Below are 16,002 nucleotides of genomic sequence, written 5' to 3'. Positions count from 1 at the left end.
GGGGAGGTGTGCTATGCAGTTCGCAGTGCCCTCGCAGTTCCGGTCTCACGCAATTCCCCATTCGCTTCCCTCGCGACTCCGCGCCGCCGCATGCTGCGGTGCAATGATGGCCTTGATGCCGCTGGCTCTGCATGCAGCGGATAACCTCGTAACAATCGACCCCACAATGATTGCCACGCTGCAACTGCGCGCGGAACAAGCGGCCCCGCGCGATCAGATGCAACTGTTCGCCGATCTGGCGGACAAGATCAGCTTGCTGGCTACGAAACAGATTGCTGACGGTGACGATGAACACGCGCAGGCCACGCTGAAACAACTGGAAGCCTGCACGGCGCAGATGGAAATCACCATGAAGCTCGACAGCAAAGGCTTGAAAAAGGCTGAAATGCTGTTGCACACCACCAATCGACGATTGAAGGATCTGGTGCGTGGAGCTTCTGGCGATATGAAGCCCGTGGTGCAGTCGGCTCTCAAGCGACTGGATCAGGCGCAGACATCGTTGTTGAGTGCGGTCTTTGCCAAATAAGAAAATAGTGGCGAAGCGCGTTCTCCGTATATGTGGATGGATAGCGCTGTGCGCTCTTTCCGCGCATGGCCAAAGGCATTCCACGGCCATCTCTGAAGCAGAAGAAGAAAAGATCCGCGATGCCGCCGCTGACCCGGCGCATCGCGTGGTCGTCTTTCAAGAGATCATTGAAGCCCGTGTGCAGCGCATGCAGTCCATCCTGGCTGACAAACGCGCGCAGGGCCGTCGCGAAGACCTCAAGCAGAACATGGAAGATATCTCCGGACTGGTCGACGAGTTTGAAGACAACCTTGAGGAATACGACAAGGCGCATCGCGATCTACGAAAGCCTCTCCCCAAACTCGTCACCGCGATGGAGCGTTGGGAAAGCGTACTGAAACAGCCTCCAGTAGATGAGAGCTATGAGCTAACCCGGAAGCTCGCTTTGGAGACCGTCGCAGACGTAAAAGCTGAAGTGACTGAAATGATCCCGGCACAGGCTGCCTACTTCAAAGCGCATCCGCCGGATAAGAACGCCAACCCCGGTGGCGTAGGCGAAATTCATCACGAATAACGCGGCCATTTACACTACCGGTAGTGACACAGTTGGAACTGCAACAGATCTTCCAGGTTGCGTATCGCGATCTCCGTCCGCGTGCGCCCATGCCTCCGTTTGAAATCAAATTCAGGCGATTCGTCTCACTCAATACCACCATCCGCCTGCGCGAAGGTCGCCTGCATGTCAGTCTCTCGGACCTGCTCGAAGGCGCTCCGCCCTCCGTCCTGCAGGCCATCGCACACATCCTTCTCGCCAAGCTTTACCGCAAGCCGATTGAGGCATTCCACAACGATCGCTACCGCCGGTACACGCAATCAGAAGCAGTAAGCAGACAGGCAGAACAGGCGCGCCAGACTCGTGGCCGCAAACAGATTCACACCCACGTAGGTCACTATTACGACTTGGAAGAGGTCTTCGAAACCGTCAACCGTCGCTTCTTTCATGGTCTCTTAGGACGCCCTGTGCTCACATGGAGCGCGCATCGCGCCCGCAGAATGCTTGGCCATTACGACGCCGCACACAACACCATCGTGGTCAGCCGCGTCTTCGACGGCCCAAAGGTGCCGCGCTACGCGATTGAATATCTCATGTACCACGAGATGCTTCACCTGAAGCATCCAGTACGTGTGCGTGCCGGGCGACGCTGCGTCCACTCGCGCGAATTCCAGGCCGAGGAACGTTTGTTCCCCGAACTGGAAGAGGCGAAGGCTTTTCTGAAACAGCTTTAGTTCAAAACGGTTCTTAGACGGCTGCGGCAGTTTCGGTCGCAGGGTGACGCTTTGCCAGCACGATCAGAATCAACCCAATCACAATCGTCAGCAGTGCAGCCACCTGCGCGTTGCTCATGCCGAAATAGAGCTTCTCATTGCGGCGAATGATCTCCACCAGGAAACGGCCCACGCCGCTAATGGCAAGGTATTCGCCGGTGAGCTGTCCAATGGGCAGGTTCTTCCGTCCACGCACCCACAGGTACCAGCCAAGCGCTATCGAAAACAAGAACTCGTACACCGGCGTCGGATGAACCAGCAGATCCGGAGGATTGGGCTGCGGCGGATCAAGCGCATCGTCATGAATATGCACGCCCCACGGCAGCTTCGTTGGAATGCCGTAGTCGCCATCGCCAGACGTAAGGCAGCCAATACGCCCCACACCATAGCCAACAGCAGCCGCCGGAGCAGCAAAATCAAGAATGCGGACAGCGCCAATCTTCAGCGAACGTCCCTGCCACATCAGCGTTCCCACGCCGAACAGCAGACCGCCGAACCACGCAAACCCTGCCTGGAACCAATGCAGGAAACGCAGAATCACCTGTCCCGGCTCATGCCATCCGGGCAGGATGATCTCTTCCATCTGCATACGCAGCGCGAAGGGATTCTGCAATTCGTGCCAGACTTTGGCGCCGATCACACCGGCAATCATGACCGTGGCAACCACCACAATCGCATCTGCCGTAACGCCGGCGCGGACAAAGGAACGGTGCAGCACCCAGGCCGCAGTCACGGCCGCAAGCCACATCAGGATGCCAAAGGTGCCCAGAGTGACTGAGCCGAGGTGAAGATACGGAAACATGCGCTTCACCCAGTATATCGGGGATGAACCGTACAGGGCGTCAATCGGTTACGCTATACCTCATGGCACAACCCACCACACCCGCAGTTCCCGCCTCCGAGTGCGAGATTCTCTTTTCCGCAGACCAGATTGCAGAGCGCGTCAAAGCCATCGGCAAACAGATCAGCGACGACTATAAAGGCGAAAACATCGTCCTCGTTGGCGTGCTCAAGGGAGCCGCAATCTTCCTCGCTGACCTCGCGCGAGCCATTGAAGTTGACAACACCTTCGACTTCGTCGCCGTCTCCTCTTACGGCAAAGGCAAGACCTCCAGTGGCGCAGTCAAGCTCATTAAGGACCTCGACACTCCCATTGAAGGCAAGCATGTCATCGTGGTGGAAGACATTCTTGATACCGGCCTCACCCTCAGCTATCTGCGTCGCCTCATGCTCCAGCACAAGCCCGCATCGCTGAAGATTGCCACCTGCCTCGACAAGCCAGAGCGTCGTCTCGTTCCCATCGAAGCCGACTACGTCTGCTTCAGCATCCCCAATCGCTTCGTGATTGGTTACGGCATGGACTACGCAGAAAAGTATCGCAACGTAGCAGACATCCGCCTCTTCCCTGAAGACAAGGCATAACAACGAACCGCCATCGCACAGATGGCGGTTCTTGCAGATATCCCCCATCTGTTAATCTCCCCTCAGTACCCCATTCATCTCAGCGACACACGAGGAGCCGTCCATGCCCTTGCGCCGCCGTATTCTCTCTGCTGCCCTCATCGCAGCCGCGTGCCTCCCTGCTCTTGCACAACCCAAGTACAAACCGCAGAAAGGCTCTGAGATCCTCTGGGACAAATGGGGTGTCCCACACATCTTCGCCAAGTCCACCAAGGACATGTTCTACCTCTACGGCTACGCGCAGACCGAAGCCCACGGCGAACTGTTGATGCACGTCATGGCCGGATCACGCGGCCGCTCCAGTGAAATCTACGGGCCCGGCGACGGAGACAAAAACCTCAAGACCGACCGCTGGGTCCTGCTTAACGAAGTCCCCAAGCGCTCACAACTGTGGCTCTCGCAGCAGACACCCGAGTTCCGCAGCTACCTCGAAGCCTTCGCCGCTGGCATCAACGCCTACGCCGCCAAGCACCCCGACAAACTCAGCGCCGAAGCCAAACAAGTCCTGCCCATCACCGCGCTCGACATCGTCCAACACACGCATCACTTCGTCAACTTCGAGTTCGTCGCCAGCAACCGCCTCATGAACGCGCGCGACACCGAAACAGCCGAACTCCGCATGCCTGAATCGCCCTACTCGCCCACCAACATGGACATGCAGGACGGCTCCAACGGCTGGGCCATCGCCCCCTCGCACACCGCCAGCGGCAACGCAATGTTGCTCATGAATCCGCACCTCGCCATGGCAGGCGAACAGAGTTACTTCGAAGCGCAACTCGTCGCGCCCGGTATCAATCTCTTCGGCGCATCGCAGGTCGGCCTGCCCGTCATGCGCTTCTGCTTCTCGGACTACGTCGCCATCACCAACACCGTGAACACCAACAACGGCGCACTGCAATTCGCCATCAAGGAACAGGACGGCGGCTACCTCTACGACGGCAAAGTCCTCAAGTACGAAACCGCACAATATCCCTTCCGCATCAAGCAGAAGGACGGCAGCCTCACCACCGAAATCGTGCAGGTACAGAAGACCGTCCACGGCCCCATCGTCCGTCGCGACAACGGCATTCCCATCGCTCTCTACGCCGCTGGCCTCGACAAGCCCTTCTTCCTCGAGCAGTACTGGAAGATGGACACCGCGCACAACCTCGCCGAGTACCAAACCCAACTCAAGCGCCTCGAAGTCCCCATGTACAACATCCTGTACGCGGACCGCGACGGCCACATCGAATACCTCTTCAACGCCAACGTCCCACGTCGCACCGGCGACTGGGCCATGTGGACCAAGCCCGTCGACGGCTCCATCTCCACCACCAAGCCCCACGGCATCCTCAGCTACGACGAACTCCCCAAACAGGTCGACCCCGCCAGCGGCTACGTACAAAACTCCAACCAGCCACCATGGGACGCCGCATGGCCCACCATGATCGACCGCGCAAAGTACCCGGCATACGTCTCATCCTTTTTCCCGCTCTTCCGCTCTGACCGCGCGCTGCGCATGCTCAGTGAAGACAAGAAATTCACCTTCGACATGCTGCTGCAGAAAAAATTCTCCACCCGCATGGAGATGGCCGACCGCATGATGGACGACCTGCAATCCGCCGTCGCGCAATACGGCTCACCCAAGGCAAAGAAGGCCGCAGAAATCCTCAAGAACTGGGACCACACCACCGAAGCCAACTCCCGCGGCGCATTCCTCTTCTACGTCTGGGCGCAGAAGTTCATCGGCCCCACCGTCGGCATGCAGACACCCAAGTCCATGCAGAACTTCGCCGTCCCTTACGACTACAACCAGCCACTCACCACCCCACGCGGCATCAAGGACCCCAAACTCGCCGCGCAGATGCTCGACGCCGCCTACGACGAAACCGCCAAAACCTACGGCGCCCCCGACCGCCCCTGGGGCGAAGTCATGAAGTTTGAAATCAACGGCCAGTCCGACGGCAACACCTCCGCCCCGCGCGGCGAAGCCATCAACGGCGTCAGCCTCCCCGGCAACGGCGGCCCCGGCAACCTCGGCATCTTCCGCGTCATTACCTGGGGCCCCATGCTCAACGGCACCAAAACCCCCGTCCACGGCGACGGCTTCACCGTAGCGCTCGAGTTCAGCAAAACCGGCGTCAAGCAAGCCAAGACTTTCGTCTACTACGGCGAATCTTCGCAGCTCGGCTCGCCCTTCCACACCGACGAACTACCACTCGCCGAAAAGAAACAGTGGCGCGACGTATGGCGCACCCGCAAAGAAATCCTTGCAAATCTAAGCTCGAAGGAAGTCTTCTAAACTGTAGGACCGCGTTATGGACAGAGACATTGCCTTTCTTAAACGATTGCAATCCGTTGTGCCGATTGCGGCTTGGAATCTAGGCGCCTTAGTAGTCTCGGCAGTGTTTTTGTCCTCCGGTTTCAAATACTGGAAGCTCGCTGTTCTGACTCTCGTCATTGCGATTGCAGGAAACTACATCTGGTTTCGTTGGCGAACCGCGCACAGTGACCGCCCTTGTCGCTTTCTAAATCTTGAAGTGCTGCAGATCGCCGGTTACGCAATTGCCCTTGTCGGATTTAGCGTATCGGCTGTAGTCGATAAACAGCCACGGCTGTTTATCGTGGCCGGTGTAAGCTGGCTACTTCTCGGGCTGCGCTTAAAAGTTCGGGCGGACAGACAAGCCCTCATCAGTCGGCAATCTGCCCCATCGCAGTTAAACTAAAAGGCGATGCGTCACTTCCAACTCAAAGCCCTCGCGGCGCTCCTCGCGCTGCCGTTCTCCGCATTCGCCGCCAGCACCATCACCGGCACCGTCACCAACGGCACCATCAACAAGCCGTCCGCTGGCGACACCGTCACGCTCATCCGCCTTGCGCAGGGCATGCAGGAAGCCACGCACACCACCTCTGACGCCAAGGGCCACTTCTCGCTCGACGTCCCCGACGAAGGCATCCACCTCGTCCGCGTCACCCACGAGGGCGCGAACTACTTCAAGCCAGCACCTCCGGGAACCACCTCCGTCGACATCGACGTCTACAGCGTCGCCGCCAAAGTTCCCGGCGTGCGCCTCGAAGCGGACGTCATGCGTCTGCAGACCGACACTGAAAACAAGAACCTGCGCATCGTGCAGCACTTCTTCCTCAAGAACGAATCCACACCGCCCAGGACGCAGTTCTCCCCGGAAGCCACCTTTGACTTCACCCTTCCCGATGGCGCAGTCATCGAAGGCGGCGCAGCCCAGGGTCCCGGCGGCATGACCGTCCAGTCGCAGCCCATGCCGTTGGCAAAGAAGGGCCACTACAGCTTCAACTTCGCCATCCGTCCCGGCGGCCAGACACAGTTTCAGGTCAGCTATCACGTGCCCTACTCCGGCAGCATGAAGCTCACCCCCACCACCGTCATGCCTGCAGACAACGTCATCGTCATGATGCCGAAGCAGATGAAGTTTGACGGCGGCAGCACCCCCTGGGCGCCCATCCAGGATGAGGTCGACGCGCAGACCTTCGTCGCTCGCAACCTCGCCGCAGGTGACGTGGCAGAGTTCACCGTCAGCGGCAACGGCCAGCTCCCCAAGCCCACCGACACCACCGAAGGCTCACCCGCACAGCCCGGCGCAGCAGGCGCACCGCAAGGCCCCATGCAGGCACAGCCCACCGGCCCATCGGCTGAGAAGCCCGGCGGCGGCCTCGGCAACCCCATCGACACTCCCGATCCGCTCTCCAAGTACAAGTGGTGGATCATCGCAGGCGTGGGTCTCCTTCTCGCGGCAGGCGCAGGCTTCCTGCTCTCGCGTCCGCAGAACGCGCAAGCAACGGCAACCACTCCCGCCACAGGCAACGGCCCCACCACGGCCTCCGTTGTCCCGTCGCACGCCAACGTGGCTCCCGCCAACCTTCTCAGCGTCCTGCGCGACGAACTCTTCCAACTGGAAAGCGACAAGCTGACCGGCAAGATCACAGAAGAGCAATACGCCCGCGTAAAGCCAGCACTTGAGATCGTTCTGCAAAACGCACTCGAACGTCAGAAGAACGCATAGCCACAAAGCACTTCCAAACAAAGCCCGTCATCCGAAAAAGGATGACGGGCTTTTTATCGTGAGCAAGAAAACCATCGAACAGCAATTCCCTTGCTGCCTATAGCCCTCAGCCGCCGCAATACAAAAGAAAATCTCAACAACACACAAACCACAGCAACAAGCGTCATGTCCGCGACGAAACAGCCAACACGGCAACGAATCAAGCGCCAAAGGCGCGACCAGATATTAGCCTAGGCCGAAGGCCTAGGTAGACGGTCTCGTACGAAAACAAAGGGCCAAAGGCCCGCTCTATCGTTTCGCTAGACCCAAATCTTCTTCAGCCACAAAAACAAACCAGCTTCGCAAAAGCGATGCTCATACGGCCAAAGGCCGTCATCCTGAGCGAAACGAAGTGAAGCCGAAGGATCCGCATTCCTATCCCCCACGAGAATGTGGGTGCCCCACGTCTCGCCTTTGAGACGTGGGATCAAAACGGTATCCCCAAAGCAACCGGGGTGCCCCAGGTTTCGCGAAGCTAACCTGGGTATCGCGCAGCGATCAAACGCCATGGCCACGACGAAATAGTAAGCGCAACAACGAACGCAAGCGCCAAAGGCGCGACAAGATATTAGCCTAGGCTGAAGGCCTAGGTAGGCCAGCACCCGCGAAAACAAAGGGCCAAAGGCCCGCTCTATCGTTCTCGCTCAGCCCAAAATCTCTTCAGCCATAACCTCAAACCAGCTTCGCAAAGCGAATCTCCTACAGCCAAGGCCGTCATTCCAGGCGAAACGAAGTGAAGCAGCAAGATCGAGCCTCTTACGAAACTCACCGAGCGATATTTTGCGGGACTGATTGCGGACGACAAGCCGACTTATGAGGCCCGATCATTCTGAGAAATTCTTTTCGGCACGGCTGGAGGCCGTCAGTATGGCGAAAAGAGTTAAGAGGCCCAAGAGTGTCCTCAAGCTCCCCGATCTCGATTATTCAAAGTCAGCGGTCCTCAACAGCCTTCCATCCTTAAACTCGCGACGGTCATATGAACATGCGATCCGCGACTTCACCGAGTGGTACTGTTCAGAGCCGCGTCTCGCCTTCAACAAACAGTCGTGACCCGCTACCGCATCGCTTTGGAGCAGCGTAGCTACGCCCCGTCAACCATCAATTTGCGACTTGCAGCCGTTCGCAGGCTCACATACGAAGCTTCAGATTGTGGACTCCTCAGCCCCGACCTCGTTGCACAGGGTAACAAGCTCCTCGCTGCACATTGTGGAAAGCAACTGCGCGACCTACGCAATCATGCGGTGACGCGTGGATAGGTGCTGCGAGGTTACAAGGTGGAACCCTCTTCCGCGCGATAGGCAAAAACGGAAAGGTTCACGGCTGCGGGTCTTCGCGCGTAACGACTAGAATCCGACTATGCGACTCTCACTAGCGGTAAATGGTCAACATAAAGTTCGCGCTTCTTTGACAGCCGCGGGCTGGCTCGGAGCTCATGTCAGTCTGAGCAATGGTATTGAATCCGAGTCGAATGATCGAGTCTGGCTCAACGCCGTCGACACATCTGCTGAGCCGAACACGACTCATTCAACATGGGGAGGCTTTCCACTCGTCCCAGGTGACAAAGTTGAGATCGCAATTCTCGCAGACGGGGATTCAGATGCTCCGACCGAAGTGAGTACAACTACGGACAATCCCAACAATCTCTTTTCCATCCCGGCACAAGCTCGTCAGCTACTAGACTCAGTAAAAACTTGTGACATGGCTCTACAGGAGATTCTCGATCGCGCCAAAGGCGTTGAACCCGACGATGAATTCAAAAAGTTGGCGTTGGCCGTAGGAAGCATCTTGGTAGAGCTTGATCGACAGCTGATCTCTCCAACGCTGCGACGTCATCCAGATCTTCTGCAAATCGCAGAGGACATGAACGTTCGCTGATAGGTCCCGAGAAACGCCGTTCTCGTCACCAGAGGGATACGGGAGGAGTTCAGGCCACGTCGTTCCGCGTGATTTAAGCAGCTAATGATGAGACGATGTCCTCGGAAACGCCACGCCGACGCAGGCGCTACAAGAAGAACTGAAAACCGCGCCGCCACCAAAACAAACAGGAGCATATCTTCCACCCCGAGCGCCTCGAAGAAGCACGCGGCTGGTCCACGCCGAAGGCGTCGAGAACCGCACGAAGTGCTGTCAAGTCCCTGAACCACTCAACCCCAACAAACTAAAAGAAATAAACTTGGCATACTATTTCCCTGAAACCACTAAAATAGAAACAGAAGAGGAAAGGGCCGTGCTAAGCGCGGCCCTAACTCTTTTAGAAAGACGATTTTGCCTGTAACTCCAATGGGAAGACGATTTTAGCGACACCCAAACAGTAAACCCAATAGAAAGACGATTTTAGAAAAACAGGGGGGAGGGGTACCCTCCAACCTGCTATTTCAAATCCTTCTCCAGCGCACCCAGCACAACACTCTTGCTAAGCACCTCGGGCAAAATGTCAGGCGGTGCAGATGGGTTCGCCGGATAAACGATGTACGTCGGAACACCATCGCGTCCGGCAGATTGCAATGCCGTGGTGATCTTCGCGTCGTATTGCGTCCAATCGGCCTTCATCGCAACCACGTTCGGCTGCGATAACTGCTTCTCCACCTCGTCGGACTTCAGCACCACACGCTCATTCACCTGGCACGACAAGCACCACGCAGCCGTGAAGTCGACGAACACTGCCTTGCCCTGCGAACGCGCCTTGGCAACAGCATCCGCGTCGAACGTCTGCCAGGTCACAGCACTCTTGGTCTCGCGCGAAGCATACAGCGGCACGGCGATGGCAAGCACGCAAAGTACCGCAGCAACTGCTGTACTCCACTTACGAACCGGCCAGCGACCAAGCGTCCAAGCCGCAATCACCACCAACATCAATCCACCAAGCAGCATCGACATGGCAAAGATGCCATTCGCAGCGGACAAACGACCGTAGATGTAAACCAGCCAGATCACCGTGATGAACAGCGGCAACGCAGTGATCTGCTTCAGCAGATCCATCCAAGCACCGGGCCTCGGCAGCAGCCTTACCCAAGTGGGATTCAGAGTCAGCAGCATGTAAGGCGCTGCCAGACCAAGCGCCAACGCAGTGAACACCAGGAACGTCACAGGAGCAGGCTGCGCCAGGGCAAACCCGATCGCCGCTCCCATAAACGGTCCCACGCAAGGCGTAGCCACCACCGTCGCCAGCACACCGGTAAAGAAGCTACCCGTGTAACCGCCCTTCTGGGTCAGCGAATCACCTGCACTCGTGAGCGACAGGCCAAAGTCGAACATGCCTGCGAGCGACAGAGCGAAGAAGAACAGGAAGCTGGTTAGCACTACGACAAATCCCGGCGACTGCAACTGGAATCCCCAGCCCAGCTGACGTCCCTCAGCACGCAACGCCAACAGCGCCGCAACCACCAGCCAGAACGACGCCACAATACCCAGCGTGTACGCCACGCCATGTGCACGCACATGCTGCTTCTGTGACGACCGGGTCTGTAACAGTGACAGCGCCTTCAGGAACAGCACCGGGAACACACACGGCATCAGGTTCAGCAGTACACCACCAAGAAACGCCAGCGCAGCAGCGCCGACTGCCGTTGCCGTGCCCAGCTTCCCTGAACCCGCATGAACCGGCGGAGGCCCAGGCATGATGGGTACATCGATCTCGTAGCTCTCCTCTGTGGCCAGCTTCAGTACACCGATTAACTGCTTCGGCGGAGTCTTGGCGTTCGGCGAGCGAGTGAAGTGGATCTGGGCTCCGTTGTCCAGGATGTCGGTCTCGATCTGCGCCACATCGGCGATCACATCCGGCTCTGCTGGGAAGAACTCGGCATCCGTCTCGCGCGTGCCGGTAATCGCGGTCAGGACAATACTGTCCCCTGCAGTGGTCGCCTTAATCCGGAAGCTAAGCGGCAATGGCTTCGGCATCCCCTTCAGCGCCGCACCAAGCTCGCCCACCTTCTCACCGTCATGACTGACGGCCGTTCTGACCGGAGCCACCTTCAGGTCCAGCCCGAGGTTCGCCCTTCCGGGAATGCAGACCTGCTTGCATACAAGCCAGCTGATCTCGGCGCCAAGATGCACATTGCCGTTCTTGTCCACCTTGGGCTTGCTCCCCGCCTCGATCGTCACGGGATAAGCCACCGAATCCTGGTAGCCGTAGTCCACGGTCGTATCCAGCGGCAAGCGATCCGGCGCGGTGAACTGCAGGGGCCCAGCGGTAATGCCGTCCGGCACCGTCCACTTCACCTTAGGAGGAAACCCGGCAAACCCGGCGTTCTTCCAGTACACATGCCACCCCTCCTCCATGGAGAAGACGAACGCCACCGTCTGCGTTCCCTCGGCGGCTATCTGTGGGCCGGCGGAGATCATCTCCACTGTAAGGTGCTGAGCCTTGGCAGGCCCCGGCCCGCCATTGCCCACCACAGTTCCAATCTGCGCAAAAAGACAACCCGGAAATAGGGTTAGCAAAAGGGCGGCAAGGAGGCGGAATCTACGGAGTGAGTGCATTGCATTCATTGTAGTGGCGCGACGCATCTTAGCGCGTACGCATCCGATGCTCAACCATAATGCAACGATCCATCACGACATGAATACCGGCTGCTTCGGCCTTACGAGCGGCTTCCTCGTTTCGGATTCCCTGCTGCACCCACAGAGCTTTTAACCCAAGCGTAATCATCTCGTCGACAATCGCGGGAATCGCCCTGGGTAAGCGGAATACATTCACAACATCCGGCTTCTCAGGAAGTTCGCTCAGGGATGCATAGCTTGTCTCACCCAGCACCGACGTGACGGCAGGGTTCACTGGCAGAATCTTCTTCCCCGCCCGTTGCATATAAGCAGATACAAAGTGGCTCGCCTTCGTCGGATCGTCTGATAGGCCGACAACCGCAATCGTCTTAGCCACTAGCATCCTCTCGATATCTTCCGATGAGTTCACGCGTGCCCTTTCTTCGGCTTCCATGCACCCAGAAGACGTCGCGCCATCACCAGTTCGCCCGTGTGGTACGCCTCATGATCTGCAATCAAGAGAGCCTCACGCAACAGATTCTGGCTACCATCACCCCATGAAAATGGCTCGATCAAATCGCGCTCAGCCAACAGCTTTTCAAAGGCAGCACGATCTCTTTTCAGCGACTTTACGCTGGCATCCCATGCCTTCTCATCGGGCGGCTCCGGAGACTTGGGCCAGTAATCATCAGGCCATTTCAGTTCTTTGTAACTGCCGTCACTGTTGTCGCTAAATTCGATGATGTCCTTCTGCGCAATGCGAATGTGTTCCAGCAACTGCCAGGGTGAATACGGCAATCCCTCTGGCACTCTCCCCTGCACATCAAAAGGCACATTGGATACTGCATCATCCAGCTTCGCGTGCGCCTGCCCACCATCCAGCAGCGCCTTGAGTTGTTTCTTAAGTTCGGATTCCAGCGCGGAGTTAACCATGCAGCATTGGATGCCAGCTACTTCACGGAGAAACATCTTTCTAACGTGAAATAGCTGGTTGTCATAGCTCTTAGGAGTTGGAGGACAGATGAATCAAGGGATAAGGACGCCCCTGCCCATCTTGTTCCGAACGTCCAATCGGCACAAAGCCAAGATGCTCGTAGAATCCAACGGCCTGCAAGTTCTGTTCGTTGACGTCCGTGAAGATTGTAGAGCGCAGCGATAGCGCGTGCTGTACCAACGCACGGCCCACGCCTTCGCCACGACTCACCGGATCAATGAACAATGCTTCCATGCGATCTCCGTCAAGCAGCATCCAGCCCAGAGGTCTGTCCTTCTCATCGACGGCGACCCAAAGCGGTACGTCCGGAAGGAACGAGACAACCTCTCCCTCAATGGCAACACGATCTTCCTTCGAAAGAAAATGATGTGTCGCGTCGACGGAGTCTCGCCATATCTCCAGAACACGATCTACATCGTTTTCCGTCGATCGCCTTATCGTTCGTTCATTACGCCGCAGAACCATTGAATCAATCGATGTCATCGACCATCGCTGCGGGGATATTGCCCTCACGACGCATCTTGAGATAGCCGCGGATGAATGGCTGAAGATCGCCATCCAGCACGCGGTCCACATCGCCTACTTCCACGCGTGTGCGCAGATCCTTTGCCATCCGATAGGGCTGCAGAACATAGGAACGAATCTGCGATCCAAAGTTGATATCCAGCTTCGAATCTTCTAGCTTCTTGCTCGCTGCACGCTTCTTCTCAAGTTCAAATTCATAAAGGCGCGACCGCAGCATCTTCATCGCCTTCTCTTTGTTCTTGTGCTGCGAACGTTCGTTTTGGCAACCAGCAACAATCCCCGTCGGGAGATGCGTAATACGCACCGCGGAGTCCGTGGTATTCACATGCTGTCCGCCCTTGCCACCGGAACGATACGTATCAATACGAAGCTCATCCGGCTTAATGTCGATCACAATCGAGTCATCAATTTCAGGCGACACAAAGACAGACGAAAACGAAGTATGACGGCGCTTGGCCGAATCAAACGGGGAGATACGCACCAGCCGATGCACACCTGTCTCGCCACTAATCAGACCAAAGGCGTTATCACCAATGATGGTGAATGTTGCCGACTTGATGCCTGCTTCATCGCCATCTTGAATTTCGTTGATTTCCGTCTTGAAACCGTTGCGTTCAGCCCAGCGAAGATACATACGCATCAGCATTTCCGCCCAGTCCTGGCTTTCTGTTCCGCCTGCACCGGGGTGCACCGTGACGATAGCGTTCAACGGATCGCTCTCTTGCGAGAGCATCGTCTTCGCATCGAGTTCTTCGGCAAAGCGATCAATCTCTTCGATCGCCTTGGATAGATCGGCTTCTACGTCTTCGCCTTCACGCGCCAGATCGAAGTACGCCTCTACATCCTCACTGCGGCGCGATAACTCCGCATCGTCGGCAAGCAATGTTTCCAAGCGTTTCCGTTCGCGCATCAGCGGCTGCGAACGTGCAGCATCAGCCCAGATCGCAGGATCTGCGATCTGCGTCTCAACGGCTTCCAGTTGCTGTTTGAGTTTGGGCGAGTCAAAGATACTCCCGCAGATCGCGCACGCGGGCACGAACCGGGGAGTATTGGTATTCAAGATCGGTCAACATAACTTCTTCAGTCTATCGCGATGTTCTGCCGGGTCACCGCATAGAGCAAAAGCACTACCGCGATCCCCACACATACAAACGCAAAGACATCGCCGAACCGGGTGTAGAAGGTAATGTCGTGAAGATAGTCAAAGTGCATGGCAGCAGCGCCGCGCTGATGGCGTTCCATGCGCTCCACCACGCGTCCGTTCGGGTCAATCGAAGCCGTGATGCCATTGTTGGTGTCCCGCAATACCCAGCGATGGTTCTCAATCGCCCTCATCCTTGCCATGTTGATGTGTTGGAAGGGTGCACTGGTATCGCCATACCAGCCATCGTCAGAAAGATTCGTCAGCACCTCGGCGCCGTTTGCCACGAACTGTCGCACTTCGTCACTGAAGATGGATTCGTAGCAAAGGAAGACGCCATAACGATGACCGTCCGCGCCCAGTGGCACTCGGCTGCTTCCTCGATCAAAAGTGCCCACGGCCTGCGTCAATCCGCTCGCGAAGGAAAATAAGCTGGCGTACGGAGTGAATTCGCCAAATGGCACCAGATGAATCTTGTCGTATCGCCCGACATATCCCTGGTTCGGAACGAATAGCGCCGCCGAGTTATAGACGTGGTAGCCGCGTCGTTCATTCGGAGCCGCTTCTATGCCAATGGATCCGGCAATCAACGGTGCGTGTACTGCCTCAGTAAGTTGAGTTGCGACCGCTGGAAAGTCGGGCCGGTTCGTATAAAACGGCGAAGGAGATTCCGGCCATAACACGATGCGCGTTGGAGAATCGTCCAACGAAGCTGCCTGCACGGACAGGCCTGCAAAGTTTCTTGCCAATGTCGCAGCGTCTTCCGTCTCTTCCTGTCCCACGGAAAGATTTGGCTGCATCAACACGGCCTTTTGTGAACCGGCCTGACGCTGAGGCGCCATCCATCCGCCCACATTCTGCACACCCGCCGCCAACACAGCACCGCACAATGCAATCACGGTAGGAATGCGCCTGCGTGGCAATACAACCACCGCAGCAATCGCCGCGTTCACCGCCATCAACACAAAACTGATGCCGTAAACACCTGTCAGCGGAGCCAGCCGGGTTAATGCATAGCTATCAACCTGCGAGTAGCCCAGAAGGTTCCAGGGAAAACTGGTGATGCGCGCGCGGGCCAGCTCGACCCCGATCCATAAAAACGGCGCAGCAATCAGCGCCACTGTAATCCCCGCTCTTCTCGCCACGGCCAATAAGCCCGCAAACAGCGCGTGGTAAAGCCCTAAATAAAGACAGAACAGCACCATCACGAGCGCCGCGACCGGAGACGGTAGTCCTCCGTAGATGTGCATGGTGGAGTAGACCCAGTAACAAGTCCCCAGGTACCAGAGCACACCATTCGCATAGCCAACAGCGGCGCATTTCCATGCGCTCCACCCGCGGCCCTCCACCAATAGAAGCCACAACAGCGGTACCAGTGCGAACCACGAGAAGGCGGCGCGCCACACCGGCAGTGGCCCGGCAACGGGAAAAATCACAACCTGCAGGAAACTGGTCAGAAGAAGCGCAACAAGAGCGCGCATCGAGAGGACTCGCATCGCGTGGAGTCTAGCAC

General features: G+C 57.2%; 15 protein-coding genes. 8 read left to right on the top strand and 7 right to left on the bottom strand.

What is annotated here, in order from left to right; genetic code table 11:
- The first annotated feature begins 13 nt into the window (after window positions 1-13).
- From BLT38_RS07275 to BLT38_RS07265, 3 genes are all read left to right on the top strand, one after another.
- The gene (locus tag BLT38_RS07275; RefSeq protein ID WP_083344573.1) at window positions 14-526 is read left to right on the top strand and encodes a hypothetical protein; all 513 of its coding nucleotides are present in this window, start codon (window positions 14-16) and stop codon (window positions 524-526) included.
- A gap of 7 nt (window positions 527-533) precedes the next feature.
- Window positions 534-1,079 carry a hypothetical protein gene (locus tag BLT38_RS07270; protein WP_083344572.1) on the top strand — a complete coding sequence of 182 codons (546 nt, stop codon included), beginning with the start codon at window positions 534-536 and terminating at the stop codon, window positions 1,077-1,079.
- An 89-nt stretch (window positions 1,080-1,168) separates the two neighbouring features.
- Window positions 1,169-1,792, top strand: a complete 624-nt coding sequence (locus BLT38_RS07265) for a M48 family peptidase (protein ID WP_231966872.1) — start codon at window positions 1,169-1,171, stop codon at window positions 1,790-1,792.
- Window positions 1,793-1,805: 13 nt separating this feature from the next.
- Here the strand turns inward: BLT38_RS07265 and BLT38_RS07260 are convergent, their stop codons facing one another.
- The gene (locus tag BLT38_RS07260; RefSeq protein WP_083344570.1) at window positions 1,806-2,633 is read right to left on the bottom strand and encodes a prolipoprotein diacylglyceryl transferase; all 828 of its coding nucleotides are present in this window, start codon (window positions 2,631-2,633) and stop codon (window positions 1,806-1,808) included.
- A 62-nt stretch (window positions 2,634-2,695) separates the two neighbouring features.
- Between BLT38_RS07260 and hpt the strand changes: the two genes are divergently transcribed.
- From hpt to BLT38_RS07235, 5 genes are all read left to right on the top strand, one after another.
- Window positions 2,696-3,253 carry a hypoxanthine phosphoribosyltransferase gene (gene hpt, locus BLT38_RS07255; protein WP_083344569.1) on the top strand — a complete coding sequence of 186 codons (558 nt, stop codon included), beginning with the start codon at window positions 2,696-2,698 and terminating at the stop codon, window positions 3,251-3,253.
- A gap of 103 nt (window positions 3,254-3,356) precedes the next feature.
- On the top strand, window positions 3,357-5,573 hold the full coding sequence (locus BLT38_RS07250; protein ID WP_083344568.1) for a penicillin acylase family protein: 2,217 nt from the start codon (window positions 3,357-3,359) through the stop codon (window positions 5,571-5,573).
- A gap of 16 nt (window positions 5,574-5,589) precedes the next feature.
- Window positions 5,590-5,997, top strand: coding sequence for a hypothetical protein (locus tag BLT38_RS07245; protein WP_083344567.1), 408 nt, complete (start codon window positions 5,590-5,592; stop codon window positions 5,995-5,997).
- Between the two features lie 6 nt (window positions 5,998-6,003).
- The gene (locus tag BLT38_RS07240) at window positions 6,004-7,311 is read left to right on the top strand and encodes a carboxypeptidase-like regulatory domain-containing protein (RefSeq protein WP_083344566.1); all 1,308 of its coding nucleotides are present in this window, start codon (window positions 6,004-6,006) and stop codon (window positions 7,309-7,311) included.
- A gap of 1,395 nt (window positions 7,312-8,706) precedes the next feature.
- Entirely contained in the window at window positions 8,707-9,225 is a 519-nt protein-coding gene (locus tag BLT38_RS07235; RefSeq protein ID WP_156785046.1) for a hypothetical protein, read from the top strand.
- 495 nt (window positions 9,226-9,720) lie between these two features.
- Here BLT38_RS07235 and BLT38_RS07230 read toward each other — a convergent pair whose 3' ends face one another.
- The 6 genes from BLT38_RS07230 to lnt form a co-directional block, all read right to left on the bottom strand.
- Complete coding sequence (locus BLT38_RS07230) at window positions 9,721-11,829, bottom strand: protein-disulfide reductase DsbD family protein (protein WP_231966804.1); 2,109 nt, start codon at window positions 11,827-11,829, stop codon at window positions 9,721-9,723.
- A gap of 28 nt (window positions 11,830-11,857) precedes the next feature.
- The gene (locus BLT38_RS07225) at window positions 11,858-12,232 is read right to left on the bottom strand and encodes a CoA-binding protein (RefSeq protein WP_231966871.1); all 375 of its coding nucleotides are present in this window, start codon (window positions 12,230-12,232) and stop codon (window positions 11,858-11,860) included.
- Between the two features lie 23 nt (window positions 12,233-12,255).
- The gene (locus BLT38_RS07220) at window positions 12,256-12,798 is read right to left on the bottom strand and encodes a DinB family protein (RefSeq protein WP_231966803.1); all 543 of its coding nucleotides are present in this window, start codon (window positions 12,796-12,798) and stop codon (window positions 12,256-12,258) included.
- A 34-nt stretch (window positions 12,799-12,832) separates the two neighbouring features.
- Complete coding sequence (locus BLT38_RS07215) at window positions 12,833-13,306, bottom strand: acetyltransferase (RefSeq protein ID WP_231966802.1); 474 nt, start codon at window positions 13,304-13,306, stop codon at window positions 12,833-12,835.
- Window positions 13,293-14,421 (bottom strand): peptide chain release factor 2 gene (gene prfB / locus BLT38_RS07210; RefSeq protein WP_172838178.1). Its coding sequence is split into 2 segments (ribosomal slippage): window positions 13,293-14,351 and window positions 14,353-14,421, totalling 1,128 coding nucleotides; the frame shifts between segments, so codons are not numbered across the junction. Before prfB ends, BLT38_RS07215 begins: the two co-directional genes overlap by 14 nt.
- A gap of 7 nt (window positions 14,422-14,428) precedes the next feature.
- Window positions 14,429-15,970: an apolipoprotein N-acyltransferase gene (lnt, locus tag BLT38_RS07205; RefSeq protein ID WP_172838177.1), complete on the bottom strand. Its 1,542-nt coding sequence runs from the start codon at window positions 15,968-15,970 to the stop codon at window positions 14,429-14,431.
- Window positions 15,971-16,002: the final 32 nt, after the last annotated feature.

This window comes from Terriglobus roseus (assembly GCF_900102185.1).
Classification (GTDB): domain Bacteria; phylum Acidobacteriota; class Terriglobia; order Terriglobales; family Acidobacteriaceae; genus Terriglobus; species Terriglobus roseus_A.
The sequence above is the reverse complement of the archived record's forward strand: the minus strand, read 5'-3'. Positions and strand labels throughout refer to the sequence as shown.

What these genes read in the sequence shown, in the direction of transcription:
- BLT38_RS07275 (WP_083344573.1), top strand. Translation starts at nt 14, where the DNA reads ATGCAGTTCGCAGTGCCCTCGCAGTTCCGGTCTCACGCAATTCCCCAT.
- BLT38_RS07265 (WP_231966872.1), top strand. Translation starts at nt 1,169, where the DNA reads ATGCCTCCGTTTGAAATCAAATTCAGGCGATTCGTCTCACTCAATACC.
- BLT38_RS07260 (WP_083344570.1), bottom strand. Translation starts at nt 2,633, where the DNA reads ATGTTTCCGTATCTTCACCTCGGCTCAGTCACTCTGGGCACCTTTGGC.
- hpt (WP_083344569.1), top strand. Translation starts at nt 2,696, where the DNA reads ATGGCACAACCCACCACACCCGCAGTTCCCGCCTCCGAGTGCGAGATT.
- BLT38_RS07250 (WP_083344568.1), top strand. Translation starts at nt 3,357, where the DNA reads ATGCCCTTGCGCCGCCGTATTCTCTCTGCTGCCCTCATCGCAGCCGCG.
- BLT38_RS07245 (WP_083344567.1), top strand. Translation starts at nt 5,590, where the DNA reads ATGGACAGAGACATTGCCTTTCTTAAACGATTGCAATCCGTTGTGCCG.
- BLT38_RS07240 (WP_083344566.1), top strand. Translation starts at nt 6,004, where the DNA reads ATGCGTCACTTCCAACTCAAAGCCCTCGCGGCGCTCCTCGCGCTGCCG.
- BLT38_RS07235 (WP_156785046.1), top strand. Translation starts at nt 8,707, where the DNA reads ATGCGACTCTCACTAGCGGTAAATGGTCAACATAAAGTTCGCGCTTCT.
- BLT38_RS07230 (WP_231966804.1), bottom strand. Translation starts at nt 11,829, where the DNA reads ATGCACTCACTCCGTAGATTCCGCCTCCTTGCCGCCCTTTTGCTAACC.
- BLT38_RS07225 (WP_231966871.1), bottom strand. Translation starts at nt 12,232, where the DNA reads ATGCTAGTGGCTAAGACGATTGCGGTTGTCGGCCTATCAGACGATCCG.
- BLT38_RS07220 (WP_231966803.1), bottom strand. Translation starts at nt 12,798, where the DNA reads ATGTTTCTCCGTGAAGTAGCTGGCATCCAATGCTGCATGGTTAACTCC.
- BLT38_RS07215 (WP_231966802.1), bottom strand. Translation starts at nt 13,306, where the DNA reads ATGACATCGATTGATTCAATGGTTCTGCGGCGTAATGAACGAACGATA.
- lnt (WP_172838177.1), bottom strand. Translation starts at nt 15,970, where the DNA reads ATGCGCGCTCTTGTTGCGCTTCTTCTGACCAGTTTCCTGCAGGTTGTG.